The following is a 26,686-nucleotide window of genomic DNA, read 5'->3' as shown; positions in this document are numbered from 1 at the left end:
CGCCGCAGGCGCGCTAGGCGGGACTTGCTTCCTTGCGGTCATCGTCCTCGTCGCTATGACGGCACCACCGCTCCGCCACCACCCCGGCAGCCATCAACACCAACGCGGACCCCGCCGCAATCAACGCTGACACAATCACCTCGCGGCGAGGAGTATGCGACCAGCCGTCCAACAAGCCCAACGCAAAACCGCCATAGCCACCGGCCAACACCACACCCACCAGGGCACACGCTTGCGCATACACCGCAGTCCGGGCAGCCCTCAACGGCGACAGATCCGGGCGCTTACCCTTCAAGAAACGTCGCACCTGCCACCCCAACCACAAAGCGACACCGCCAGCAACCAACGCGATCACCGACGCACTCCACGGCACATGAGGCGGCGTGCTACCTGAAGAATCCCACAAACGGATCCCCAGCCACACCAGCGCAAGCGACACCAACCCCACCAACGTGAGGCGCTGCCACGTCAACACCTGCATGCCGCAGTCCTACTGCGCAGGAGGAGCCGATGCGGCCGACGGGGCGGTCGGGTCGGCCTGCGGGCGCGGCCACCGGTCATCGACCAACGCCACACCCTCCGTACCGGCCGTCCGCGCCAGATCCGCCACACGACCGTGCGGAGTCAACACAGCATCGGGCTCCATCGCCGACCATGGCAACAACACAAACGGGCGCTGATGGGCACGCGGATGGGGCAACACCAAATCCCACGTAGTCGCCACAAGATCCCCATACGCCACGATGTCGATATCAAGAGTGCGGTTACCCGTAGGGTCCGTGCGGTCCCGACCATGCACCATCTCAATGCCCTGGCATGCGGCCAACAGTTCGCGCGGAGACATCGACGTCTCAATGCGCACCACCGCGTTCAAATAATCCGGCTGATCAGCCCCACCCTCAGGAGTCGACCGCACCAACGGAGACGCGGACTTGACCTCAACACCAGTCACCCGATGCAAATCGCTGACAGCCTGACGCAGCGTCGGCTCCACATCCCCCAAGTTGCCGCCCAACGCGAGCAGCACCTTCGCGGGCTGAAGCGGACGGCGATCCAACTCATCACGCACAGGACCCGCACCCGGATCGAACGGATCATCCGAAGCACCCGCCGACGAACCAATGCGCTTGTCCGCCCACAACCCGCCATCACGCAGATCACGACGGATCGTGACGGCCACATCCTTAAACTCCACATGCAACGGCGCCTGCGGCTTGTGGACCGTCACATCAGCGCAATACACGCCATCAAACTCCAGAGCCACGCGCGCAATCCGCTCCGCCACCGACTCAATCAACAGCGCCGGCTGCCCCGCCAAAACCTCAGCCACGGCATCGGCCAAATCCGAGTAGTTCACCGTGGCCGTCAAGTCATCGTTGGCGCCAGCCGTGCGGGCATTCACATGCACCACGACATCGGCCATAAACACCTGACCAGTCTCACGTTCCGCGTCAAACACTCCGTGATGACCGGTGACGCGGATCCCCTCCACCGCGATCTGGTCCAGCTCGATGCCGTCTTTCACATACGGGCGCACTTGCACTGTCATGGTCGTTACTCTTCCGTGTCAAAGGCGTTCTGCCAAGCAGACACGACCGCAATTGCGTCAGCCGCCGCCTGAGCATCGTGAACTCGAACCCCCCACACACCACGGTCCGCACACAAAGTCGTCACCGCAGTCGTCGCATGATCGCGACCCTCCGGCTCCGGGTGTGCCAAACCCGGCACCGCAATCGCGGCCCCCAGAAACCGCTTGCGCGACGCACCGATCAGCACCCTGGCATCCCCCGCCCACGCGCCGATGTTCGCCAACAGCGGCCAGTTCGACTCACCGACCTTGGAGAAACCAAGACCGGGATCAAGAATGATCCGCTGCGCGTCAATACCCGCCGCGGTCAGCGCGTCAAGCCGCGCGGCCAGTTCATCACGGACCTCCGCCACGACATCGACATACGAGTCGCGCGCATCCATGAGGGCTGACGGGGCCCGCCAATGCATCGCCACAAAGTCACAGCCCGCATCCGCGACCGTGGACGCCATCACCGGATCGGCTAGACCCCCCGACACATCGTTGACGAGCGAAGCGCCAGCAGCCACGGCAGCCTGAGCAGTTGACGCCCACATGGTGTCGATCGACACCGTCAGACCTTCAGCCGTCAGAGCCTCAACGACCGGCACGACCCGCGCGTGTTCCTCGGCACGGTCTACCGGCGCCGCGCCCGGACGGGTTGACTCGCCGCCCACATCGATGATGTCCGCACCCTGCCGGGCGAGCCGAAGGCCCTGCTCAATCGCGGCATCGGCCGACGCCCACCGTCCCCCATCGCTGAAACTATCCGGGGTGACGTTGACGATGCCCATGACGAGCGTCACGACCGCCTACTTTCCGACGATGAGACTCATGGCCTCCGCACGGGTGGCGGCGTCTCGCATAATGCCGCGCACCGCACTGGTCACCGTGCGCGAACCCGGCTTGCGGATCCCACGCATCGACATGCACAGGTGCTCGGCCTCCACGACCACAATCACGCCGCGGGCACCAAGGTGCTTGACCAGCGCATCCGCCACCTGCGTGGTGAGACGTTCCTGGACTTGGGGGCGGCGCGCATACAACTCAACCAAGCGAGCCAACTTACTCAAACCAGTGATGCGACCGTCATCGCCCGGAATGTACGCGACATGCGCGACCCCGTGGAAAGGCACCAAATGATGCTCACACATCGAGTACAACTCAATGTCCTTCACCAAGATCATCTCTTCATGACCCAGCTCAAACACCGTGCTCAAGACCTCACCCGGATCCTGATGCAAGCCCGCGAAGAACTCCTCATACGCCCGTGCCACGCGCGCAGGAGTGTCCTTCAAACCGTCACGCTCAGGGTCCTCCCCAATCGCGAGCAGCAACTCGCGCACCGCAGCCTGGGCACGCGCATGATCCACACCATGCGCAGACGAGACCACCGGATCAGCATCCACCGGCACCCGGGACTCACCACTAGCGGCACCACCGTTCGCCGTCGTCGGCTCCGTCATGACGTCGCGTCCTTGCCCGACGCTTCGCCACCATCCTGAGCCGCGCCATCCTGCACCGGGCGGTCCTGCACCGGGCGGTCCTGGCTGGCATCGTCCGCCACGGACGTCGCAGACGCATCCCCAGCATCGGCCCGTACTGCCGAGGCCTCAACAGCGTCCACCGGCTCCTCCGTGCCCACCGTGTCCTTCGGCTCTTCCTTGGGCGGTGCGGGAGCAGTCACCGGCCTCTTGCGCGGCGCCGTCTTGGGGGCCCAGTCACCCGACACCCAGTGCTTACGCTTCGCGATCTTCTTGACGTCCTTGAAGAGCTCCGCAAGCTCCTTCTCATTCAAGGTCTCCTTCTCCAGGAGTTCCTTGGCAAGCACGTCCAAAATGCCACGGTTGGCCTGCAACGCCTTCGTGGCCTCAGCCATCGCGTTGTCCATCAAGGTGCGAACCTCGCGGTCCACGATCGCCGCGCTCGACTCCGAGTAGTCCCGGCCATGACCCATGTCACGACCCAAGAACACCTCGCCAGAGCTTCCCGCCAGACGCACCGAACCAATGTCAGTCGACATGCCGTACTCCGTCACCATCTGACGTGCAGTGTCCGTCGCCTGAGAAATGTCGTTGCTCGCACCGGTGCTCGGGTCGCCAAACACGAGTTCCTCCGCGACACGGCCACCCATCGCGTACGCCAAGTTATCGAGCAACTGGTTACGCGTCTTGGAATAGCGGTCCTCCTGCGGCATCACCATCGTGTAGCCCAAAGCACGACCACGCGGCAGAATCGTCACCTTCGTGACCGGATCCGTGAAGTTCATGGCTGCCGCCACCAACGCGTGACCGCCCTCGTGATACGCCGTCACCGTCTTGTCATGATCGTTCATCACACGGGTCCGCTTCTGCGGCCCAGCGATGACACGGTCAATGGCCTCATCCAACTCGTGAGGCCCAATCAGCTGCGCATCCTTACGGGCCGTCAACAGCGCCGCCTCGTTCAGCACGTTCGCCAAGTCCGCACCCGTGAACCCAGGCGTACGGCGCGCAATCGCGTCCAAGTCCACCTCTGGGGACATCGGCTTGCCCTTGGAGTGCACCTCCAAGACCTTCAAACGACCCTTCAAGTCAGGGCCATCAACGCCCACCTGACGGTCAAAACGACCGGGACGCAGCAACGCCGGGTCCAGAATGTCGGGACGGTTCGTTGCCGCAATGATGATGACGTTCGTCGTGGAGTCGAAGCCATCCATCTCCACCAGCATCTGGTTCAGGGTCTGCTCACGCTCATCGTGGCCACCGCCCATGCCCGCGCCTCGATGACGACCCACCGCGTCGATCTCATCGACAAAGATGATCGCCGGAGCGTTCTTCTTGGCCTGCTCAAACAGGTCGCGAACGCGGCTCGCGCCCACACCCACAAACATCTCGACAAAGTCAGAACCAGAAATGTGGAAGAACGGCACGCCCGCCTCACCCGCAACAGCGCGGGCCAGCAGAGTCTTACCCGTTCCGGGCGGGCCATACAGCAGCACACCCTTGGGGATCTTGGCGCCCACCGCCTGGAACTTCGCGGGGCTTTCCAAGAACTCCTGAATCTCACGCAGCTCGTCGACAGCCTCGTCAACACCAGCCACGTCATCAAACTTCACAGTCGGGGTGTCGGGGCTCACCATGGAAGCCTTCGACTTACCGAACTGCATGATCTTTCCGCCGCCACCCTGCATCGACGACATCAAGAACCAGAACAGACCCACCAGCAGCAAGATCGGCAGGAACGTGAACAGCAGCGTGCTCCAGATCGAGGTCTGCGGCACCTCCGAGTCATACCCCTGCGGCGGATCAGCAGACGCGACCGTGTCAACAATCTGCTCACCCTGCGGCGCCACATAAAAGAACTCAACCTTGGCCGGGTAGTCAGCCCACTCCTCGGGCGCGTCCTCGGGCAAGTTGTCCGCCCACGACTCGCTCAGGACCAGTTCAACGCGCTGATCGCGATCGACAATCTTGGCTTGGTCCACCAAGCCCGTCTCCAGGACCGCGAGGCCCTGAGACGTGTCGATGCGCTGCACTTGGGGCGCAAAGAGGCCAGAAATCAGCCAACCCAAGAGGACAGCAAGCAGGATCAGCGGAATGAGACGACGCAGACTGAAGGCATTCTTCATGGTGGTCCGAGCCTACGCGAGTGTGACGGGGCGCTGTCCAACGTTTCGCTCAGGGCGTTCGTGTCAGCCCCGAGTGAGAGTCGGTTTGACACAGAGGTGATGCGCAGGTGACGCATGTGGCAATCGAGACTCCCCCATGCGGCACACCTGAACCATCAGTCACAGGCGTGTGCCAAAGCGACTTGAGATCGCCTCTACACACAAGACGGATTGCACCTCGTGGACCGATGCACGCGTGTGGTGGACAGCATCGGCGTACGTGAAGCGCAGCACGCGATATCCGAGTGCCGACAGCGCCCGGTCCCGACGGCGGTCCAGGCTGAACTGACGCTCGTCGGAGTGATAGCGGCGTCCGTCACACTCAACAATCAGTCTGCGGTTCACAAGGAAATCGACACGGCCAACACCGCGAAAGCTCACCTGCGGCTCCACATGCAGCCCTGCCGCCCGCATCCCGACCCTCATGAAAGTCTCCGGTAGCGACCCTGCCGTGGGCGTCGAATGCTCCCTGAGATACGCGACTCTGCCGGCGTCAGAGACCTCCATCGCCTCCAGATCGCTTGGCGCGATCTTGTTCAAACGCAAGGCCGCGTCAACCATCGCCAAGTGTTCCACTGTGCCCGCGCATCGGCCCGCAACGTCGAGCGCACGCAGTGGCGACACCAACCACGGACCCGGCGTGTGACTCGCAAGCCTGTGCATTGTGGTCGCATCCCGCGCCGCGGATGGGGCATAACGTCCTCCCCGGTCCGAGTTCACTTCAAGATGCACGTGAGACGGCACGCTTACCAGGGGAAGTTCATGACGTAGGGCCGCCGATACGCACGTCATACGAGCACGGAAATAGCAGGCGAGCACACGGTCTGACGGCGTTCCCGGGAGCATGAAAACGCCGCGATGCGGGCGGACCACGGCTCCGCACTGCATCGCATCGGCAATAGCATCAGCGGCCACACCACGCCTTTCCAGCGTCGCCCGATGCGCAACTCCCCCGAAGGATTGAAGCACGCTCACGATCTTCACCCGGCAAGGCTGGATCACGCCGCTAGCCGCGGCGGCACAATCCCGCCGATTCGTGGACAGGCCGGTACCGGGCTTGCGCCTGTGCACAACGGGGCCTGCGGCGGGGCGATACCTGGACTCAACTTCCAGCGATCTCACGTGCCCACAGAGTCGGTTTGACACATACGTGTGGCGGGTGTGGCACGTGTGCGTGGTGTGCCTTGCACACCCGGCACTCGGCTCACACCAGTCACAGTCGTGTGCCAAACCGACTTGACGGCAAGTAGCACTACACCAGGCAGTTAGTCGCCCTGGTAGACCTCGGGCTTGAGGATGGCGACGAACGGCAGCGTGCGGTACTTCTCCGCAAAGTCCAAGCCATAACCGACCACGAAGTCGGATGGGATGTCGAAGCCCACGTATTTGACGTCGAGCTCGACCTGGACGGCATCCGGCTTGCGCAGCAGCGACATCACCTCAACGGACGCAGCTCCGCGTGACCGCAGGTTGCCCAACAACCAATGCAGAGTGATGCCGGAGTCGATCACGTCTTCCACGATCAAGACGTCACGGCCGGTGAGGTCCGTGTCGAGGTCCTTGAGGATACGGACCACGCCAGAGGACTTGGTGCCCGAGCCATAGGAAGACACCGCCATCCAGTCCATCTGGAACGACGGGGGCATACGGCGAGCAAGGTCCGCCATCACCATGACGGCGCCCTTCAGGACACCTACGAGCAGGACGTCACGGCCTTCGTAGTCAGCACGGATCTGCTCACCGAGTTCGTCGAGTTTGCGGGAGATCTCGTTTTCGCTGACGATCACCTTGGTGAAGTCGTCCATGTCGTAGTGGGCATCCACGGGGTTTTCCTCCATGCGGTGAGGGTGGGCTACACGGGCCGATGCGGTTACGGGCGGTCGTTTGAGCGCCGCGACGGGTGGGAGATGACAAGCCTGCCATACTCGCGCCGCGCTTCGAATCCTCCGGGGAGGGAAACGGCGCCTTGGCCGCGGTATCCGATGACGAGTTGGTCGATGGCTCCCACGTGGGCGGCGGTGAGCGGCCCGACGCCGCGTCCTTCCACCATCATCTTGATCATGCGGGAGCGGATCGCGTCGGGTAGGGCCGCGAGGGAGTCGCAGGTCCATTCGTCTGGACCGGTGCTGCCGGCGCCGAGCGCGGACCGGGTTTGCCGGTCGAGTTCGTCGGCGTCGGCTTGAAGCAACGCTGCGGAGCGTGCGAGTCCAGACACGACTCCGGGGCCGAGCACGTCTACGAGGGCGGGCATGACTTTGGTGCGCAACGCGGACCGGCGGGGCCCGTCGGTGGCGACGTTCGTGGGGTCATGCCAGGGGTCGAGCCCGAGCGCCTGGCAGGCGGCGATGGTGTCTTTGCGGCGCAGCGACAAAAACGGACGGACGATGCGGCCACGGCGGGCGGGGATGCCGGCGAGGGCGCGTGCTCCGGAACCACGGGCAAGGGCAAGCAGCACCGTTTCGGCTTGGTCGTCCATGGTGTGACCGGTGAGGAGTTGTGGGTTGAGTCCACCTTCGGCGTCGATCCGGTCGTTAAGCGCCTGATACCGCGCGTTGCGTGCTGCGGATTCGAGCCCGCCTTCGCGTCCGACTGTGACGCGTTCGATGAACACGGTGTGGACCCCTGCGCGGCGGACTTGGGCGGCGGCACGCTCGGCGACTTGAGCGGAGTCCGGCTGGAGCCCGTGGTCGACGATGATGGCTCCAGTGAGGTAGCCATCTTTGCGTCCCGCGAAGCCTGCGGCGGCAGCGAGGGCGAGCGAGTCAGGCCCACCGGAGCATGCCACCCAGATGCGGGTGCCGATGTCGCACACGTCGAGTGATTCGCGTACGGCGTTGCGAATAGCGGCGACTGAGGGGTGTGGTCCCGTCATGCGTCGCCTCGAGCGTTGAGCGCCCCCTTAACCTTCACACCCACATTGTGCCAAAGCCACTAGGAACTCGTCCAAAGCAGCCTTGGGCCGGTCCTGTCCGTAAGGCATTCCGTCCATGAGGGTGGCGAAGGCGAGCCAGCGACCGTCTGCTGTTTGGATGGCGCCGGCGAGGGTGGTGACCCCGGTCAGTGAGCCGGTCTTGGCGCGGACTTGGCCGGCGGCGGAAGTGTCGATCATGCGGGCGTCGAGGGTGCCGGTGAGGGCGGAGATGGGTAGCCAGTCCAGGATGTCGGCGGTCGCGTCGTGCGCGTACGCCAGGCGGACGGTGTCGGCTAAATGCAGGGGTGAGATGCGGTTGTTTTCGGAGAACCCGGCGCCGTCGTAGAGCTTGAGTCCGCTGACGTTGACGCCCATGTTCTTGAGCGCGGCGATGGTGGCGGCTGCCGCACCTTCGGCGGTGGTGGGTTTGCCCACTTCAAGCGCGTGGACGAGTGAGACGATCTCGGACACGGTGTTGTCGGATTCTTCGAGCAGTAGTTGGGAGACGAGCCACAGGGGTGCACCTTCGACACTTGCGATGGCCGATGCGGTGGTGGGCTCTTCGGCCCGAGAAGCAGCACCTGCGTCAATGCCACGTTCCGTGAGGCGTCCGACGAACACGTCTCCGGCGGCCAGTGAGGGGTCTTCGAAGCGTGGTGCGTAGTGTTCGTCGGTCTTGCGTGCCACGTTGACGGCGAGCCCGGAGGCGGGAGCGACGTAGCCCACGTCGAGTGCGTACTGGGGCCATTCGGGGTTGATGGCGGGCGCTTCGAACACGGAGTCGTCGACCTCAACACGGATGGCGCCTGACGTGAGGACGTCCTCGCCCACAGCGCTCACGACTGCGTCGGTGAGGTCGCCCATGCCGGCCCATCCGTTGGGTGACGCTTCCGCTCCCCCGTGCCCGGCATCGGCCGCCAGCATCATGTCGCCGCCGGCGATGAGGGTGAGGGTGCGGGTGGTGGCGTCCCAGGCGACGGAGGTGGTCATCGTGTAGTCGGGCCCAAGTTCCGCGACGGCGGCGACTGCGGTGAGCAGTTTGGTGGTGGAGGCCGGGACTTGGGTGTCGGTGGCGTCCAGGTCCACGATGGTTTCGCCGGTGAGGAGGTCGATGACGGAGACGTTCGTCGATTCTCCGGTGCGGGCGTCGTCGCGCAACGCTTGAGCAAGTTCTTGGACGGCCGATGCGTCAGGCATCGGAGCGGTGTCGCTGACCTCTGTCACGGCAGACGCTTGCGGCGATGCGGCGGTGACGGGTTGGGCGCTCAGGAAAGGCGCGGGAGACGGCGGAATGGGTGCCGCGGTGACCCATCCGGGCACGATGTCGTAGGCGTCCGCAACCGCATAGCCTCCAACACCAACGACCACTAAAGCCGGGACCAAGATCCCAACTGTCACCTTTGTGCGCACACATCACCCTTCTTCATGGGCCACACTAGTACCCAGCACACTCATCGACGACGCTTAGGAATGCTATGGAATTCGATGTCACTATCGAGATCCCTAAGGGATCGCGAAACAAGTACGAGGTTGACCACCACACCGGTCGAATCCGACTTGATCGCATGCTCTTCACCTCGACTCGTTACCCCGACGACTATGGGTTCATTGACGGCACCCTCGGTGAAGACGGCGACCCCTTGGACGCCCTGGTACTTCTTGAAGAGCCCACCTTCCCCGGCTGCCAGATTCGGTGCCGCGCGTTAGGTATGTTCCGCATGCGCGACGAGGCCGGCGGTGACGACAAGGTGCTGTGCGTGCCGGTGGGTGACCAGCGCCAGACGTGGCGTCGCGAGCTGGACGATGTGTCGGACTTCCACCGCCTGGAAGTGCAGCACTTCTTCGAGGTCTACAAGGACCTGGAGCCCGGCAAGTCCGTGGAGGGCGCACACTGGGTGTCCCGCGAGGAGGCCGAGCAGGAGATCCGCGGCTCATTCGAACGTGCCGCTGGCACCGAGTTTGCGCACATGAACCCGCTGTACCCGCCGCAGCACTAGGGACCCCACTCCCCGAGCATCTTTTTCACGCCAAATGGCACCATCTCGCTGTTACGTAGAGCGATAACAGCGAAATGGTGCCATTTCGCGTTGCGGGGGCGGGGTGGTGACCCGTGCGCTTAGGGCCGGCCCACGTACGGCATCATGTCGCCCACAGCCCAGTTGTACATGGAACGAACCTTGGCGGTGTTGCCTGGTGTGGTTGCTTCCATGACCTTGCCACCACCGATGTAGATCGCGACGTGGTAGATCCGGGACGCATTCTTTCCTGATCCCCAGAACACGAGGTCTCCGGGACGGATTTGGGAGTACGACACGTGGTTCACGGCTTGGTACTGCGAACGCGATGACCGGGTGATGTAGTGCCCGGCTTGGCTCCACGCGGCCATGGTCAGACCTGAACAGTCGTATGCAGGGCCGTTGCCGCCCAGTTGGTAGGGCGCACCCACCTTGGTTTGCGCCCAGGCCGCGGCCGATGCGCCTTGCGAGGCGGAGGACGACCAGCCGGGTGCAGGTTCGGGGTCAGTGGTGGGTTCCGGGTCCGGAGTTTTGGTCGCGGTGGGCTTGGGTTCGGGAGTCTTGGTCTCCGTGGGCTGCGGGTCCGGAGTTTGAGTTTCAGTGGGCTCCGGTTCGGGGGTCTTGGTCTCCGTAGGTTCCGGTTTCGACGTGGAGGTGGCGGTGGGCTTGGGGGTCGATGTTGCGGTCGGCTTGGGAGTCGACGTGGACCCTGTGTTGCCTGAGTTGTTCGACCCACCTGCATTGTTTGACGTTTCGGAGGCGTTGTTTTCGGCCTCTTTTTCCAACCGCTCTTGCTCGGCTTCGAACTCGGCTTGAGCCCGTGCGGCCCGCTCTGCTGCCAGTCCGTCTTGGCGTTCTTGTTCCAGTTCCTCGGTGACACCACGGAGTTGCGCAAGGCGGGTGATTGCGGCGGATTGTGCCGCAGCGGCATCGGAGACGGCTTGGTCGGCTGCGGAGCGGGTGGCTTCGGCGTCCTGTGCGGCAGTTGCGGCAGCTTCTTCAGCGTCCTTGGCTTTGGTGGCTGCGGACTCGGCGCGCTTGCGCATTGTTTCGGAGACGAGCTCTGCGGCACGTACTTCTTGGACCGTGACGTCGGCTTCGGCGCTTGCGCGGTCGATTGCTTCGTGGCGGGTGATGACCTCGTCAAAGCCGTTTGCTTGGGTGATGGCTTCGAGTTGGTTCATCGAACCTGCGTTGCGGTAGGACGCCATCGCTGCGCCGGCGAGGCCTTGCCGTGCGAGTGCGAGGGCAGCATCGGCGTCGTCTGCGGCTTTTTGTGCGGCAGCGAGTTCTTCTTGGGCGACTGTGGAGGCTTCTTGGGCGACGATGAAGTCTTCTTGGGCAATGAGGGCCGCGACTTGCGCGTCCGCTAGTGCGGCTTCGAGGCCGGCGACCGCTGCGTCGAGGTCGGCGACGGTGGCGGCGGCGTCCGATGCTGCGGCGCGTGCCGCGGCGATGTCGTCTTCACCTGGGTAGTCCGAGGCCAGGGCCGGGGTGCTGGGGATGGCTGTGAGTGTGCCAACGGCAAAGGCGGTGACGAGAGTGGGCACGGCAACGCGCGCGATCATGCGGTGGGTGCGGTCTCGAAATGCCATATTGCTCGCCTTCAGGGGCCCCTCAGCCCAGTCGTCACAGTTGTCACACCTGTCACATGCGACTCATCTGTCAAATGATAAACACGACAGGGCCGGATTCGCTACCCCTCTGTGAGCCTTCGCACAGGCCAAGCCTGACCCAGCATCGGGCCGCCTCCGTCACTTACCCGCAACCAGGAAGGCTACGGACACCGGCCCACGTGCCCTAGTGTGGTTTCCGGTATGGATGACGACGGCATCGAATCAGACGCATGGGCGGCGGATCAGGGGCCCGGCCCCGGCGCGCCCATTCCCGCATCGGCAGCATGGCGCGAAGGCGACCATCCAGGCCGCCGACAGTTCTTCGCACTAGGCGACCTCCCGCTTGAGGCAGACCCCATGGGCGTCCTTCCCAACGTCACCGTGGCATACGAGACGTGGGGCGAACTCAACGCCGCCAAAGACAACGCCGTCTACATTGCACACGCACTGACCGGCGACAGCCATGTGTGGGGACCCGCGGAACCCGGCCACCACACCGGCGGCTGGTGGAACGCCATGGTGGGGCCAGGCAAGCCCATCGACCCCGCACGCCACTTCATCGTGTCCGCCAACGTCGTTGGCGGCTGCCAGGGCACCACCGGCCCCGCTTCCGCACACCCCGAAGACGGCAAGCCGTGGGGCTCCCGCTTCCCCTACGTCACCATGCGCGACATGGTCTCCGCAGAGATCCGCCTCGCAGACCACCTCGGCATTGACCGCTGGCGCCTCATCGCCGGCCCCTCCATGGGTGGCATGCGCGCCATCGAATGGACTGTGATGGCTCCCGGCCGCGTGGGTGCCATCGCACCTGTGGGCTCCACCGCTGCCACGAGCGCCGACCAAATCGCATGGTCCACAGCGCAGGTGGCAGCCATCATGGCCGACCCGAAGTTCCGCAGCGGCGACTACTACGGAGCCGCTGACGGCGACGGACCACACGTGGGAATCGGCATTGCGCGCATGATCGCGCACACCACCTACCGTTCCGAAAGCGAACTCCAGGAGCGGTTTGGGCGCAACTACCAAGAAGGCGGCGACCCCCTGGGCAAGGGTGGACTGTTCGCCATCCAAAGCTACTTGCAGCACCACGCCAGAAAGCTCGCGCGGCGCTTCGACGCCAACACCTATGTGCGGTTGGCACAGTCAATTCAGTCCCACGACGTGGGCCGCGACCGCGGCGGCGTCGAGACCGCGCTCGCGCGGTACACAGATCCCGCACTCGTCATCGCGGTGGACTCCGACCGCCTGTACCCGCTCAAGAACTCCCAGCGCCTCGACGCCGCAATGTCAGGATCGCTGGGCGTGAAGGTCGTGCACTCCCCTGTGGGCCACGACGGGTTCCTGGTGGAATCCGGGCAACTCAACGCGTTCATGGAAGAGTTCGAGCGCGGACTGTAGGTTCCGCCGCGGCTAGACGACCGTGACCGTCTGCACTTCCTCGGTGGTGGTGTAGTAGGTGGTACCCGTCTCCGGGTCCGTGACAGTGGCCGTCACCGTGACCACAAACGTGTAGTCCCCCGGCGGCACGTCAGTGAGTTCAAACTCGTGGTTCGCGCTCGTGCCCGCGTTGGGGAGGTACTCAGTGCCTCCCGCGGAGAGAGAAACGTCAGGGTCGTCATTCTTGGTTGCCGTGACATTCCACGTGCACTGCGCCAGTTCACCTTCGGGGAAGCCATCCGTCCAGTCCACACGGTAGGAAAAGTTGCCGCCAATAGCGCCATTGTTCTCCGGGTAAAGCGTCACATTGTTGAAGATCAGGACGTCGTCGACATACACGTTGTCGCCAGACGCTGCACGCGCGGGCACGCCCGTCGCCACCACGATGGCCGGCGCGGCCCACAGGGCAGCACCCAGCACCGAACGGCGCGACATGCGCATCGGTTCGTCGTGACTCACAGGGGCCTCCTCAACTGGCAGGTACCCTTCAGGTTACGACGAGCACCCTGGAAAGTCCCCCAGACGTGAGTCCCACGCCCGGTGTGAGCATTCTCACCACGGTCAGGTGTTGTCGGGCGAAACCGCGACGAGGCCCGCATCACTGCTGGTGTCCCCGCTTTCGTGAATGGCGCTGACGTTACCGGAGACGTTCTCGCCCACGACTTCAGGGCCCGACACCTGCACCCACACCGTGGGCTGATCACCTTGATACGCCGCCAGTGATCCCGTCCAGTGGAAAGTGAAATGGGCGTATCCACCAGAGATCGTGGGCCCACTGACACCCGCTGGAAGACTCCAACCGGTTTGGTCGACGCCTTCATGCCGATCCGAGTTCAAGCCCCACGCGGGATCCGTCAGCGTGCCAACGGGCATCGATACCGTGAGCACCATGGAGTTCACGGGCGACGCGTCCACGGGGTAGACCTGCTGATTCTGGATGTTGACCTGGGCGGACACCGCGTGGATGGTCTCGCCAGAGGTGGAGTTGCTGAACGCGTCCACGTATACCGCTGAGGCGCTCAAGAACTCGACGCCACTACCGCCAGTGAGGGACGCTGCTGCTGCAGGCGCGGCCGATGCGAAGACAATCGCGGGTGTAGCCCAAGCGATGCCGCGAACGACGTTGCGGCGTGACACCTGAAAAGAAGAAGCGTTCGGCGAGGCAGACATGGTCAACATTCCCTGACATGAGTTGTTGGCGCAGCCCCACAGGAGGCCGCGCCCCCTTGCTTGAGTCAGTCCATTTTAACCCGGAATGTTGAGGTAGGAAACAGAGTCCGACATGCGGTCAGAGCACACCCCGCTAGGCAATCACCCCGGGCGTCACCAACGTGGCACCATTCGCATCAATGGCATACGCATTGAGGCGCACACGAGTTGCCGCACTCGACACCCGCACCCACAAGTTGTCAAGGTTCCCACCCGACCACGGCGGGATGGGATACGTCACGGTGCCGCCCACAAAGCCCAAGGTGGCAGTAAACACGCCATTCACCAGCTGAGGAGTCCCCCGAACCTGCCAGGCGTAGGTGGACGGGATCCCTACAGCATTGTTGATGCCCCACATCAGCGGACTGGTGACGTTGTTGACCTCGATCGTCACCCACACGTCCACCAGACTCGCGGCGGGGGGGTTTTCCTGGAGCGGCTTGTACTGCAGATATGTACTGAGCGTTTGAGCCCTGACAGACCCCACGCCATCGACGCTGTAGCTCTTGCGGTCATGACCGCGCACATTGTTCACCAGCGTGCCTTGTGGCGAAGGCGCTTCTGAGGCGGCGAACGCCGGCGCAGCAGACGCCGCCACGATAGTGGGGGCCAGCCAGGCCGCTCCCACCAAAACACGGCGTCGAGAAAGTCCACCTGCGTGTGCGGGCGCAGGCGCATCAAAATCAAGTGCGGTTGCCATCGTCCTCAGCGTTCCCTCATATCCGGCCTTGCGACCGGGTCACAGCGTGCGACGGACAGGCGCACGCTGGTGCGAAAAGTTCTCGCGGTTGCTCATCTTAAGCAATGAGAGGTGTGAGAAAACTCACTATGACGCGATTCGGCGTTTCCAATCGTGAGAACGGATAAAACGGGCACCACTCATCGACCGGATGAATGCACCATCAACCCCTGGTCGACCAACGGCGCAAGAATCGCCATCAGCACCTCATGAATATTGCCCGTACTGGGCTTACCAAAAACTTCCACCAACGCCACCTGAAGCTCTGCAACGGGCACCCCACCCCACGCCACACGCATCGCTTCCGCCGCCACCGGCGACAGCAGGTACACATGAGAACCCGCCAACACCAGCATCTCGCCGTCCCGTTCCAAGAAGTCGTCAGCCCGCGACGTCACCACGGCATCGGCCGGCAAGGACAACGGGGGCTGCGGAGGAGGTGGCTTCATCGCCCCCCACCTCCCTGCTCGCCCGCCACAAGCGCAGGAACCACGCCCACCACATCGGCAGCATCGGCGTAAGTCAGCCGCACCAGACCCCCCACCGCCTCGGCAAGATCCGCGAGATCATGCAACTTCCCGGGTAGACGCGGCAAATACGACACCTGAGACGCAACCTCTGCGAGGCCCCGAAGCAACGGAATGCCTTCAAACCGCGGCGGCCCCACCCGGCCAGGGATGCGTTCCAACAACACCAACCGCGTCAACCGGACCTGCGCAGGAGCAGGCAGAAGATCCAACGAGTCCGCCGACCACTGCTCCTTCATCCCCAACTCCGGGTCCGTAATGATCGACAACGGCTTGGGGTACGGGAACACCCGCTGCCGGAAGTCAACAGCCAAGGTTTCATCCGTGACATAACCAAAGTGTGCGCCCAAGACACGAGCCAGGGTGGTCTTGCCAGTCCCCGACGGCGCCACGAACCCCACCGCACGCCCATCCGGCAATGCCACGGCCGCCGCATGCAGCATCACCAGTTGCCCCGCCCGCGCATCAATCGCCCGCACCGTCACAGTCGACGTCAGATGGTGGAGAGCCTCGTCTATCGTCGCGTACGCCAGATGCCCCGCACGACGTGCCCCCACACGGTCCTCATGGCGGTCAAGAACCGACACATGAACCGTGACCTCAGGCTCACGAGGGTCCTGGCGGACCAGCCGGCTCCACACCAGACCCACCGCCCGCGCTAGGCGCTCAGGATCGTCCCCGTCACACACCAGCCGCACCGCCACACCAAAGGCATCGATGTCGACCGTCGTGGACCGCGCAGAGCCCGTCCCCGATGCCGCACCGGCTCCGGGGACGATCGCGGCCCACACATCGGCCAGCCAGTCGCACGCGAAGGCAATGCGTTCGAAGAGCCGGCGCTCCTGCTCGTCGTCGTAGGCCTCGTCATCAAGGTCGAAGTCCGGGTCCACGGCCACAGCAGAACGCCTCCGACTCAACAACCCAGGGTGTTCTGCGAGCGGCGCCATCTCTGCGACCTCGCTGTAGAGATGCCCAATCTCCGAAATGGTGAAAGTGCGGGACTCCGCACTGGGGAACTGCTCGACCACATCGTCGTGAACGTCCATACGGGCAGTGATGATCATGTCCGCACGATCAACCAACGCGCGGTTCAGTGTGCGCGCCACATAGCCATCAGGGTTGCCGCCGTGACGCGTAATTGCCTCGGCGCTCCGCACCTCCATGGGTTTTCCATCACACACCTCCACACCAGCACTGACAACGCGGATGGCGTTCAGGGGAATGGCACGTTCAGCGAGCTGAAGTCGCATCAACCGTTCAGCGACGGGAGCCATGAACACACCCGTGCGACCCACCATCAGCACACGAAACGGGGCATGCGCAGCGGTGGACATGGCTACCGTCCCGCGCCCGGCGCCTTAGACCGCTTGACTCGCGGCCTGCCCGGCTTTCCCGCGTCGGCATACTCATAGGAGTAGCCGTAATAGTGCGAATCAGGCCCCTTGCGAGACATCCCGGTGAGGATGACGCCCAGGGCGCGACCCTTCACCTTGTCGATGCTCTGGAGCGACCTATCGAGGATGTCAACGGTGGTCTTGCCTGCCCGCGCCACCACCAAAGCGCCATCGGTACGTGCCGTCAGGATCGCCGCGTCGGTGACGGGGATCAGAGGCGGGGCGTCGATCAGGATGATGGCGCTCGAGTCCAGGCTCCGCAACGTGTCCTGCATGAGGGTTGACCCCAGCAGCTCAGACGGGTTCGGCGGCGTAGAACCGGAGCCGAGGACCCACAAGTCTCCGGACGTGCCGTAAGGCTGCAACACATCATCGAGCGTGGCGCGGCCAACCAACACATCCGTGAGGCCAGCCCCCTTCACCAAGCCCAAATAGTCCACCACTCGCGAGCGCCGCAGATCACCATCCACGATGATCACCTTCTGCCCCGACTCTGAGATCGCCTGAGCGAGCTTGATGGTGATCGTGGACTTGCCGTCTCCGGGAAGCGGGCTCGTCACCACAATGAGGCGCGGCGGATTGTCCACATCCATGAACTGCAAGTTGGTCCGCAGTTCGCGGATCGACTCCTCCGTCGCAAAGTCCGGGCTCGCCTTCACAATGCCGTTCTTCGCGATGTCCGCATCAAACGGCACCGCGCCAAGCACCGGCAGCGTGAACTCCTTGGTCACCGACTCAGGAGTGCGCAGTCTGCGGTCCAGCGCCGCACGGATCAAGGCGTAGGTCACACCCGCCGCGAATCCCAGCACCAGTCCCAACGCCACGGCAAAGCGGACGTTTGGCGAACTCGGAGATCCGGGCAGTGTCGCCGAATCCAAAGTCTGCAGACGCACCACGCTCGCGTCGTTTGCTGGAAGATCGGCGGGGTCGGTCACGCCGTTCTCCAACATGGCCACGGCCTGACTCATCCCCGCCACCCACGACTCGGCCAACTCTTGCGCTTCTTCCGGCGAGGCCCCAGTCGCACTGACTTGAAGAACAGCAGAGTCATCCGGATTGCTGACTGACACCCGGCCCACAAGCGAATCCGAAGATGACGTCAGCCCCAAATCGTCGATGACGTACTCCGCCACAGCTCGCGATTGACCAATGTCGAGGTACGACTGCACTCGCGACTTTGCGTAGTTGTCACCAATCAGCGCTTGGTTGATGTCCTCACTGACACCTGTAGTGATGATGGCGGAAGCGTTCGCGGTGTAAACCTTCGGCTGCGTGAGCGTGTAGCCATATGCGAGTGCCCCGCCCAACAGCGTGGCAAGTACGATCGCGACCCAATAGGCGCGGAACACCTTGCCAAAGTCACTCAGTTCCATGGCCACTCCAATCGCAACCTGCTACTTGCCAGGCTACTTGAGAGTGCGCCTATTCCAGGAAACCGCGCTGACGCAGCCCTTCAACAAAGGCCAGCACATCGGTCCGGATTCTCGCGTCAAGGTCCGCATTTCCCGTCAGCAACGACTCCCCAATCTCCGTCACCGATCGGACGCCGTCAACTCTGGCCCAGATGTCCTGAGCGCTGCCCTCCAACACGGTCGGTGTCTGGTCATCATCGAGCCTGCTCAGTGCCAGCAGGTACACAGCGCCACCTAGCGAGACCTCGGCTAGGTCCGGAGCCTTGCGCAGGGCACTCATGAACGACGCCCTGACCGTGCCGCCCACGCCGCCTTGAGCGCACGCGGAAGCTGCCACACCCCACGGCCCCACCGACGGACCCGTGCAGCCACGAGCGCACGGCTGGAGTCACCCAATCCGGGGTCCACAGCCCGCAACTCCGCAGCGCTGGGCCACAAAGCCAACCGCCACAGACGGCAGCGTTCAGACCACGGCTTCCCGCGCATGCCTGACACTAGGTTTCCTGCGAACACGGGGCCTGCGAGTCTGCGCGCATTCCACGCGCGCAACTGCGGACTGTCAGGCACGTCGACCGCTACCCCCGCGCGCGAGAACGTCTCCACCAGCGGGCCTACCGCTCCCGTCTGGAATGCCAAGTCAACCAGTGCGTCGCGCTCGTCAGGCTCCAACTCCGCGATGACGTCAACAATCATGTCGAGTTCAGTGTCCATGCGGGGGCCGGCGTCGACAGTGCGTAGGGCATGCAAGGCTCCCACTTGGATGGCTCCGGCACGGTTGGGGATCCAGACATCACGGCCCGCGACTTCGACATGTTCCCTGAGTGCCCACAGCGCTTCAAAGGTCGCCTGAGGATCCTCCAAGAAACCCGGAAAGCGTCGGTGCAAGTCAATGTCACACGGCCACTGTGCATGGATCAATGACTCCGAATGCGGGTCAAGGTTGGCCGACACCGCATACATGGGGCGAGGCGCCCACCCCGCCTGGGCGAGGGACTCAAGGAGAGTGTCGTAACCGGCGGGGTCAACTAAGACGTCAACGTCAGCGCTCACGCGGGGTTGACGAAGGCCATGGACTTCTGCGGAGATTCCTTTGATGACGAGGGCACGCACGCCCACGGATTCGGCCCGATGCATCACTAACGCAGTCGCGAGCGGCACCGCAGCGCGCAACGGGAGCGCGTCACCTACTGGTCCCGACACGAGCGAGTCCACCCTTCCGTCGGCGGCACCGCCGACTTGCACGGCTAGTGTACGAGTATGCGTCTAAGGTGGCAGTTTGCCTGGCTCAGCACCGGCCGGGTGCTGACTGCCGGAGTGCAAGCTGTCACTATCGCGCTCGTGGCACGCCACTCGAGCTTGGCGGAGATGGCGCTACTCACTTCGCTGTTGGGCATCACGATGGTGGTGCAAGCTGCGGGCGACTTTGGACTTGGCGGCTTGCTGATTCGCACGTCAGCCACGACCACCAACCCCACACTCGCGCGTGCCGTGGCGACCGCGGCTGATCTCAGTTCAGTCCTCATCGCTGTCGTCTACGGCGCCGTCATGGCTGTCCTGGCCGCAACGACCGCTGTTCCCGCGTGGGCGGTGGTGCTTGCCGTAATGGCAGGGGCGGAAAAGAACATGATTGTGCGGTTGGGGGTGTCGACGGCGCATGGCCGTGCGGACCAGGCTGCACGGGTGTACCTCCTGCGCCGAGTGACAACGTTTGCTGGCTTCGGCATCGCCATTCTGTTCAGCGCGGGCAGCATGGCGGCATATGTCCTCGCCGACCTCGTGGCAGTCTCCGTCGGTCTTGGAGTCGCACATCATCTCTCCGGCACTCACCTCAGCCCCCGAGCCCGTCCCACCCGAGAGTCGCTGACCGTAGCCGTGGTTTCTGGGCGCCCCTTCTGGGTGAACACCCTCTCCGCCCAAGTTCGCAACCTTGACGCTGCCATCGCATCCACCGTTGGTGGCGCGACCGCAGGGGCCTACTACGGACTCACCAGCCGACTCATCGGCCCCCTACGCCTCCTGCCCGACGCGCTGGCCGGCGTACTCATGCCCGCCGTCGCGCGTCCTGAGGGCACCTCACCACGCCGGGCAGTGCGCATCATGTGGCTCGTCTCAGCGGTAAGCGTGGCGGGCTACGGCGCCGCCGCACTCGTCACGCCCTGGGTGGTGCCATGGCTGCTGGGGGCCCAGTATGAACCCGCAGTCCTCACCATCCAAATCGCGATGCTGGGACTGCCTCTGGCCACCTGTTCACAGTTGTGTGGCGCGATCCTCCAGGGCGCCGGACACCCGCGCGCAGTTGCAACCGCGGCGTTGGTGGGATCGATGACATGCGTGATCGGCGTAGCCGCAGGAACCGCACTAGGCGGCGCACCCGCAGCAGCTGTAGCGCTCGGCGCCTCCTACGCAGTCCAAGCAGCACTCCTCCTTGCCAGCATTCGTCGGACCCGCATCACGCGTTAGCGCACCGTTCAGCGTCGCCACCGGCACAACAGATAGTCTGGGAAAGCCTGGACACGACCAGACACGAGAGCACGCTCGTGCGGTCCTTTGCGAAGCGGAGAGGTGGGCAACGTGTCGCACTACAAACGCGTAGCCCCTCACCGCGCGAAGGCTACGCTCGTAGACCCTTGGTGGGGCATGGCGGTCGTGACGCTATTTGGTGCGATGACACTAGCCGCCATTTTCCGTTTCACACCAGCAAGCGCGAACTCGATTGCGGAACTGCTCCTGTCACTCGTAATCATCGTCTCGAGTGTCGAGTACGCGCGGCTCCTGTCGGCGCGCAAGGTGCGGCTGTATCAGATGACGACATGGATGTTCATCTACCTGTTCCTAGGCGTCGCACCACTCGTCCAGCTGCGAGTCGGGCACGTCGGCAACATCCCTACCCTGCCCGTGCAGTACTTCGATGAAGCGGCTGCGCTCGTATTGCTCTCAATGCTCGGCCTGCTCGTGGGTTCCCGCCTTGTGCGAGACAATCCCGCCGGTGCAGTCGCCGGGCCTGCACAGCGAGTCCGAGCGATATCTGGGCGCCGGACCACGGTCGCAGTAGTTGCTTGTCTCGCAGTTGCGGCAGCTTACGTCGCCATTGTTTCGCCAAGGGCATTCCTGCAATCTCGAGAGGACTCGGGCGACCTCAAGTCCGAGGCGCTTGGCGACTCCGCGGTCAATGTCATCTTCGCTGACGTTGCGACGCTAGGGCTCATGGCCGCGGTGGTGTGTGGCCTGGTTGCGCGGAGGGCAGCACTGCGGCAGGGCTCTGCGGTCAATCCCCTGCTTTTGTGGACTGGTGTAGCAGCGGTGCTCTTCGTTATCAACCCGATCAGTTCGTCCCGTTACTCCTTCGGCACGGCGGCCTTGGCACTACTTGCTGCCGTGGGTGCTTTCAGCACAGTCCACCGGTTTCGCCTGGCCGCATTCACGGCTCCCATCGCCATGGTGGTACTTTTCCCGATCCTCGATACGTTCCGGCACACTCTCGACACTTCGGTCGAACGCGAAGGCGTTTCGGACGCACTCACGTCTGGCGACTTTGACGCGTTTGCACAGCTGGCGAACACAGTCGGGTATGTCAGTTCGGAGGGCCTCACCTGGGGCTATCAACTTCTTGGAAGCGTCATGTTCTTCGTGCCTCGAGCCTTGTGGCCGAGCAAGCCGCTCGACACAGGAGTCTTGCTCGCCGAACACGAGGGGTATAACTTCACCAACCTCTCAGCCCCCCTGCAGGCCGAGGCCTACATCAACTTCGGGATCGCTGGCGTAGCCTGCACCTTCGGAGTACTTGGCTACGTGTTTGAGAAGCTCGATCGTGCATCTCACGCCAGTATTGCGATAGGCGGACTGCCGACTCCACTCGCCTGCGTGCTGCCCTTCTACACGATCATTCTCATGCGTGGATCGCTACTTCAAGCAATGGCAGGTTTCGCCGTCATTGTCGCCGTCGTTTGGTGGAGCAGCACTCGCTCCCTGCCCGGAAATCACAAACCTCCCGTTCAGCGTGCATCGAGCTACGCGCGGGCGCACTCCAACCGGGTAGTCACTACGGGCGCAACGACCCAACTCTCAGCACACAGTTCACGAAGTTCTGCGCTACGTCATCAACGTCGTAAAGCAGCTCAGGCTCGCCCCGAAGCGGACTCTCCATGAGTGTCAGCGCCGCGGAGGCAAAGGCCTGAGGGTCATCGGGAAGTTTCTGTAGCCACGGCTCTCGGAGAAACTCAATCTCTGGAGCGTGGAATGCGTAGTCTGTCGTGTAGAGCGGCAAACCCAAAGCAACCGCATCGACCGCTACGAGTCCCACGCGTCCAGGAACCCAGATGGCGGACGCGCTCGCAGACACGGCACCGAGTTGACTCCTGCCAACGCGTCCAACGAAATGCACGTCGCCGGCCGCGGCGGCTTCTTCCACACGCGCACGTTCGACTCCGTCCCCACACACGATCAATCGAGAGCCATCATTAAGTCCTCGTAGGGCTTGTGCTGCCGCGATCAAGAAGTCAATGCGCTTCGAGGCGTCAAGGCCACCCACGTAAAGCGCGTGGGGTCCGCCGCCCAAGCGTTGACGCAAGTCGTCGCCTTCACCGCTACTAGCCGCTTCCATCCGCGCGCGACGCGCCACGTGGGTATCCACAGCATTTCCGATTGCGACAACAGAATCGGGATCGCCACCCAAGGATCTGACCACATGGTCACGGCCGCCCTCCGTGTACGTCATCACGCCGGCCACGCGCGATACGAGTAGTCGCTTCAGCTGTTCGTTCACACGATTGGTGCGCGTCACGTACGGCTTGCCGTGCCCCCACAGCACGACTTTGCGCGCACCATGAGGAGGAACGCCCCACGCAAGCATGTTCTTTGCATCAAACTCGGTGACGAGGACGTCCGCTCCCTTGAGGTCGCGAGGCAACGTGCGGCATCGCACAAGCCTGCCGCCTAGGTTCAGGGCCCGGGAAGGAACGTCCCGGTGCCAGGGGCCACCCCTAGATTCGTCACCTCGCTGCGCTTGAAGTCGCGAAGGCTTCCCCGCGGCAACAACGAACTCTGCCCCTGCATCCGAGAGACGCGTAGCGATGGCATTGAACAGCGGGATCCTGTACTCGGGGACATACGACTGCGTCAGGACTACCTTCATTAGCCCCACTTCCCATACACGGACTCCAGTCGGTCCACAATGTGCCCCATCGAGAACTCTCGTGCCACCAGTGCTGTCGCGTTCGCCCCGCGCTGCACTCGCGCACGCAGGCTGTCAGCGAGTGTCTCCATCGCTTCTGGAAGATCAGACAGATCGTCGCGTACCACGATCCCAGCGTCGGCGCTGCGGACCGCTGTGGACAACCCGCACGACTCTGCGACGATGACCGGCAACCCGACCGACATCGCTTCCAAGACCGCCATGGGGAAGGGTTCGTCCCTCGACGGCAGCACAAAGACGTCTGCATTCAGGAGTCGCTGGCTGACCTCGTCGCTCGCCAGTGCCGGCTCTCGGCTCAACCACATGGGGTACTCGTCAACCAAACGCTGAACGCGCGGTCCTTCACCCTCGTCCGGCCCAGCAACCACGCCGACGACCGAGTGGCCCTGCTTCCGTAGTGCGACCACGCCTTCGAGCAACGCTGTAGGCCGCTTCCGGTGATGGAGTCGACTGATGAAGATGAACTCCGTTGACGCAACGTCAGACCACTGCTTTTGGCTGGCTACGCGAGGCACGCCGTTGGTAAGCCGCTGAAGTTGAACTCCCGAACCGGCCACCTCAACGAGCTCCTGTGCTTCGCGATCCGTGAGATAGCAAACTGCAGCGGCACGCCGCAGGTGACGCCGAGTGAACCCTGCATCAAGAAGCTTGCCCAAAACCCGAGTCGTGGGGTCAACCATGCCGTGACATTGAAGGACCACCTTCACGTCTACCCCGCGAAACACCGTAGCTGCAGGCACAGCAACCAGGTCGCGAGCGTAGTGAATGTGAACGACGTCGAAGTCACGACGGTGCCGTCGAAGCCACTTCATCATCGAGGGGGACGCTACTCCGGCGAAGCCCAACCCTGGCAACACCTGCCGCGCGGGGAAGGCCGTGATGGTGACGTCGTCGACCTCATGCGGCGGATTCTCGTAACCTCGGTAACTCGCGACTAGTTCAACCTCATGACCTCTGGCCCTGAGCTCCCGTACCTGGTTGACCGCTACACGCAACGGTCCGCCGTACGCGGAGTCGGGTGAGACAAGCGTCACGACTTGCAGGATTCTCATGCTCAAGGCCTCTCCGTCGGGAAGCGCTTGCCCACTACCTTCATTGGATTCCCCTGAACCACCAGTCCATCAGCGACGTTGCCATGCACCACCGTCATGGGACGGACTAGAACTGAACGTCCGACCTGAGCACCACCCAAGATCATGCACCGGCTCGTCACCCAAACCCCGTCGTCGACCGTAATAGGTTTGACCACAAGCCCCATATCCGTAGCGTGACGATGAGAACCTGTGGTGAGGAATGAACCCTGGGAGATCACGACATCACGACCGATGCGTATGTTGCCCTGGTTGTGGAACCACACTCCGTCCCCGATCCAGCAGTCGTTTCCTATCTCAAGGTTCCACGGCGAGTGAACTCGGGTCCGCGGGCGAAAAACCACCCCCGTCCCAATGGACGCACCAAACATCCTCAGCACACTCACACGAATCCGAGATGACACTTGCATTGGATTTGTGACGAACAGAAGCTCAGCGATCCCCCACAGAATCATCACTGCGGTAGACCTGCCCCAAGACTCGCGTGACCCCGGTGCGCGCCCTAAAGGCACAACAGGTATATCTGACGGTACGTCACGCTCTGACATGCGTCACCTCTCCAAACAGATTGGGAAGTAGTGTGAGGGTGTGCGAGTCACTATTTTAGGTCTCAACTTTGCGCCGGAAACGACGGGGATCGCCCCGTATACGTCCGCTCTCGCGTCCGATCTAGCGCGCACAGAAAATGACGTCAGGGTTGTCACCACGTACCCACACTATCCAGCATGGCGCCGCGACAAGCAGGCAGACCTCCATGCGGGAACACCGCAGAACCCGCGCCTCTCGGTCAAGCGTTGCGCCCATTACGTTCCCAACCCTCCCCGCGGCCTCCGCCGGGTGCTGTCCGAGGTCTCGTACGGACTGCGAGCCGTGTTGTCCGGGTGGCACCGCCCCGACACGATCCTCATTGTGTCGCCGGCCCTTTTCGCGAGCGCCATCGTGGCTCTTCGTGCCTTGTTGTATCGCCGCGCTCATCGCGTCGCATGGGTCCAAGACCTCTACACCGTCGGCCTTGCCGAGACATCCGGAGCCAGTCGGCGAACGATACGCATCATGGCTTTCATCGAGGGATGGACCCTGCGCAGGTGCCACACGGTCGTCACGATAGATGAGGCAATGTCGAGACAGATCGTCGCGCAGCTGCGCATGCCTGAATCACGTGTCCAAGTCATCAAGAACTGGACGCACATCACGACGAGATCGACGAGCCAAGAGGAAGCCCGCCGCACTTTGGGCTGGCCAACCAACGCTTTTATCGGTTTGCACGCAGGCAACATGGGCGTCAAGCAAGGCCTTCGGACTGTCCTCGATTCTGCCGAGATCGCGGCTCAGTCCGCTCCTTCGCTGGCGTTTTACTTCGTAGGCGATGGTGCTGAGCGGCACTCGCTAGAAGAGCAAGCACACGACGCGACGAACGTTTCGTTCGTGGACCCGCTGCCGGAGGACACTTTTCCCCTGGCCCTTGTCGCCGCCGATGCCCTACTCGTGAACGAACTTCCAGGAGTACGTGAGATGGCCACGCCCAGCAAACTCACCAGTTACCTGGTGGCCGGACGCCCTGTAGTGGCTTGCGTGGACCCCAACGGGATCGTTGCACGCATCATTGGAGAGTCACGCGCGGGACTCGTCGTTCCCTCTGGCGATGGCGCAGCGTTGGCGTCCGCTCTCGACGATCTGCGGCGAGATCCAGACCGCGCCAAGGCACTCGGCTTGAACGCTGCACGCTATGCACAACACAAGTTCGGTGCCCGTGACGCGCTTGCGCAATGGTCGGAGGCGCTCAAGCGCGACGTCACGAGAGTCTGAGATCCAGGGAGCGCTCAATGGAGTTCTTGACACACGCAGTTCGGACTGCGATGAGGCTGACTCCGGCAAGGCCACGCGTGTGTGTTGTGGGGCACCCAGCAACAGATGAGAATGCGATTGTC

25 protein-coding genes are annotated in these 26,686 nt (G+C 63.3%); 5 read left to right on the top strand and 20 right to left on the bottom strand.

What is annotated here, in order from left to right; genetic code table 11:
* Positions 1–13: 13 nt before the first annotated feature.
* The 9 genes from ON058_RS09640 to dacB all read right to left on the bottom strand — a co-directional run bounded on the left by ON058_RS09640 (position 14) and on the right by dacB (position 9,525).
* On the bottom strand, positions 14–481 hold the full coding sequence (locus tag ON058_RS09640; RefSeq protein WP_274668841.1) for a DUF3180 domain-containing protein: 468 nt from the start codon (positions 479–481) through the stop codon (positions 14–16).
* Positions 482–490: 9 nt separating this feature from the next.
* Positions 491–1,549, bottom strand: a complete 1,059-nt coding sequence (gene folK / locus ON058_RS09635) for a 2-amino-4-hydroxy-6-hydroxymethyldihydropteridine diphosphokinase (RefSeq protein ID WP_274668840.1) — start codon at positions 1,547–1,549, stop codon at positions 491–493.
* Positions 1,550–1,554: 5 nt separating this feature from the next.
* Positions 1,555–2,373 carry a dihydropteroate synthase gene (gene folP, locus ON058_RS09630; RefSeq protein ID WP_274668839.1) on the bottom strand — a complete coding sequence of 273 codons (819 nt, stop codon included), beginning with the start codon at positions 2,371–2,373 and terminating at the stop codon, positions 1,555–1,557.
* A 6-nt stretch (positions 2,374–2,379) separates the two neighbouring features.
* On the bottom strand, positions 2,380–3,033 hold the full coding sequence (gene folE, locus ON058_RS09625) for a GTP cyclohydrolase I FolE (RefSeq protein WP_274668838.1): 654 nt from the start codon (positions 3,031–3,033) through the stop codon (positions 2,380–2,382).
* Positions 3,030–5,177 carry an ATP-dependent zinc metalloprotease FtsH gene (gene ftsH, locus ON058_RS09620; protein ID WP_274668837.1) on the bottom strand — a complete coding sequence of 716 codons (2,148 nt, stop codon included), beginning with the start codon at positions 5,175–5,177 and terminating at the stop codon, positions 3,030–3,032. Before ftsH ends, folE begins: the two co-directional genes overlap by 4 nt.
* A 159-nt stretch (positions 5,178–5,336) precedes the next feature.
* Positions 5,337–5,777, bottom strand: coding sequence for an endonuclease domain-containing protein (locus tag ON058_RS09615; protein ID WP_274669093.1), 441 nt, complete (start codon positions 5,775–5,777; stop codon positions 5,337–5,339).
* Positions 5,778–6,481: 704 nt separating this feature from the next.
* Positions 6,482–7,054: a hypoxanthine phosphoribosyltransferase gene (gene hpt / locus ON058_RS09610; RefSeq protein WP_274668836.1), complete on the bottom strand. Its 573-nt coding sequence runs from the start codon at positions 7,052–7,054 to the stop codon at positions 6,482–6,484.
* Between the two features lie 32 nt (positions 7,055–7,086).
* Entirely contained in the window at positions 7,087–8,088 is a 1,002-nt protein-coding gene (gene tilS, locus ON058_RS09605) for a tRNA lysidine(34) synthetase TilS (RefSeq protein WP_274668835.1), read from the bottom strand.
* 27 nt (positions 8,089–8,115) lie between these two features.
* Complete coding sequence (gene dacB, locus ON058_RS09600) at positions 8,116–9,525, bottom strand: D-alanyl-D-alanine carboxypeptidase/D-alanyl-D-alanine-endopeptidase (RefSeq protein ID WP_274668834.1); 1,410 nt, start codon at positions 9,523–9,525, stop codon at positions 8,116–8,118.
* A gap of 77 nt (positions 9,526–9,602) precedes the next feature.
* On the opposite strand from dacB, the gene ON058_RS09595 reads away from it, so the two are divergent.
* Positions 9,603–10,124 carry an inorganic diphosphatase gene (locus ON058_RS09595; RefSeq protein ID WP_274668833.1) on the top strand — a complete coding sequence of 174 codons (522 nt, stop codon included), beginning with the start codon at positions 9,603–9,605 and terminating at the stop codon, positions 10,122–10,124.
* A gap of 119 nt (positions 10,125–10,243) precedes the next feature.
* Here ON058_RS09595 and ON058_RS09590 read toward each other — a convergent pair whose 3' ends face one another.
* Positions 10,244–11,737 carry a C40 family peptidase gene (locus ON058_RS09590; protein WP_274668832.1) on the bottom strand — a complete coding sequence of 498 codons (1,494 nt, stop codon included), beginning with the start codon at positions 11,735–11,737 and terminating at the stop codon, positions 10,244–10,246.
* A gap of 222 nt (positions 11,738–11,959) precedes the next feature.
* Here ON058_RS09590 and ON058_RS09585 point away from each other — a divergent pair, with 222 nt between their 5' ends.
* Positions 11,960–13,156, top strand: coding sequence for a homoserine O-acetyltransferase (locus ON058_RS09585; RefSeq protein WP_274668831.1), 1,197 nt, complete (start codon positions 11,960–11,962; stop codon positions 13,154–13,156).
* Positions 13,157–13,168: 12 nt separating this feature from the next.
* Here ON058_RS09585 and ON058_RS09580 read toward each other — a convergent pair whose 3' ends face one another.
* The 8 genes from ON058_RS09580 to ON058_RS09545 form a co-directional block, all read right to left on the bottom strand.
* Positions 13,169–13,654: a hypothetical protein gene (locus ON058_RS09580; protein WP_274668830.1), complete on the bottom strand. Its 486-nt coding sequence runs from the start codon at positions 13,652–13,654 to the stop codon at positions 13,169–13,171.
* Between the two features lie 102 nt (positions 13,655–13,756).
* Positions 13,757–14,365 (bottom strand): hypothetical protein, encoded by a 609-nt coding sequence (locus ON058_RS09575; protein ID WP_274668829.1) that lies wholly within the window; start codon positions 14,363–14,365, stop codon positions 13,757–13,759.
* 133 nt (positions 14,366–14,498) lie between these two features.
* Positions 14,499–15,104 carry a hypothetical protein gene (locus ON058_RS09570; RefSeq protein WP_274668828.1) on the bottom strand — a complete coding sequence of 202 codons (606 nt, stop codon included), beginning with the start codon at positions 15,102–15,104 and terminating at the stop codon, positions 14,499–14,501.
* 179 nt (positions 15,105–15,283) lie between these two features.
* Positions 15,284–15,592, bottom strand: coding sequence for a hypothetical protein (locus tag ON058_RS09565; protein WP_274668827.1), 309 nt, complete (start codon positions 15,590–15,592; stop codon positions 15,284–15,286).
* Entirely contained in the window at positions 15,589–17,004 is a 1,416-nt protein-coding gene (locus tag ON058_RS09560; protein WP_274668826.1) for a hypothetical protein, read from the bottom strand. The genes ON058_RS09565 and ON058_RS09560 overlap by 4 nt, the downstream gene beginning before the upstream one ends.
* 2 nt (positions 17,005–17,006) lie before the next feature.
* Positions 17,007–18,437, bottom strand: a complete 1,431-nt coding sequence (locus ON058_RS09555) for a polysaccharide biosynthesis tyrosine autokinase (protein ID WP_274668825.1) — start codon at positions 18,435–18,437, stop codon at positions 17,007–17,009.
* Positions 18,438–18,486: 49 nt separating this feature from the next.
* Positions 18,487–18,756 carry a PqqD family peptide modification chaperone gene (locus tag ON058_RS09550; RefSeq protein ID WP_274668824.1) on the bottom strand — a complete coding sequence of 90 codons (270 nt, stop codon included), beginning with the start codon at positions 18,754–18,756 and terminating at the stop codon, positions 18,487–18,489.
* On the bottom strand, positions 18,753–19,676 hold the full coding sequence (locus ON058_RS09545) for a nucleotidyltransferase family protein (RefSeq protein ID WP_274668823.1): 924 nt from the start codon (positions 19,674–19,676) through the stop codon (positions 18,753–18,755). Before ON058_RS09545 ends, ON058_RS09550 begins: the two co-directional genes overlap by 4 nt.
* 57 nt (positions 19,677–19,733) lie before the next feature.
* On the opposite strand from ON058_RS09545, the gene ON058_RS09540 reads away from it, so the two are divergent.
* A complete protein-coding gene (locus ON058_RS09540) occupies positions 19,734–20,936 on the top strand; it encodes a lipopolysaccharide biosynthesis protein (protein ID WP_274668822.1) in 1,203 nt (400 codons plus the stop codon).
* Positions 20,937–21,140: 204 nt separating this feature from the next.
* On the top strand, positions 21,141–22,622 hold the full coding sequence (locus ON058_RS09535) for an O-antigen polymerase (RefSeq protein ID WP_274668821.1): 1,482 nt from the start codon (positions 21,141–21,143) through the stop codon (positions 22,620–22,622).
* Here the strand turns inward: ON058_RS09535 and ON058_RS09530 are convergent.
* Both ON058_RS09530 and ON058_RS09525 read right to left on the bottom strand, forming a co-directional pair.
* Positions 22,516–23,607 (bottom strand): glycosyltransferase family 4 protein, encoded by a 1,092-nt coding sequence (locus ON058_RS09530; RefSeq protein ID WP_274668820.1) that lies wholly within the window; start codon positions 23,605–23,607, stop codon positions 22,516–22,518. The genes ON058_RS09535 and ON058_RS09530 overlap by 107 nt on opposite strands.
* Complete coding sequence (locus ON058_RS09525; protein ID WP_274668819.1) at positions 23,607–24,719, bottom strand: glycosyltransferase; 1,113 nt, start codon at positions 24,717–24,719, stop codon at positions 23,607–23,609. The genes ON058_RS09530 and ON058_RS09525 overlap by 1 nt, the downstream gene beginning before the upstream one ends.
* 627 nt (positions 24,720–25,346) lie before the next feature.
* On the opposite strand from ON058_RS09525, the gene ON058_RS09515 reads away from it, so the two are divergent.
* Positions 25,347–26,564: a glycosyltransferase family 4 protein gene (locus ON058_RS09515; RefSeq protein WP_274668818.1), complete on the top strand. Its 1,218-nt coding sequence runs from the start codon at positions 25,347–25,349 to the stop codon at positions 26,562–26,564.
* Positions 26,565–26,686 lie beyond the last annotated feature (122 nt).

The organism is Demequina sp. B12, from assembly GCF_028823635.1.
Classification (GTDB): domain Bacteria; phylum Actinomycetota; class Actinomycetes; order Actinomycetales; family Demequinaceae; genus Demequina.
The sequence above is the reverse complement of the archived record's forward strand: the minus strand, read 5'-3'. Positions and strand labels throughout refer to the sequence as shown.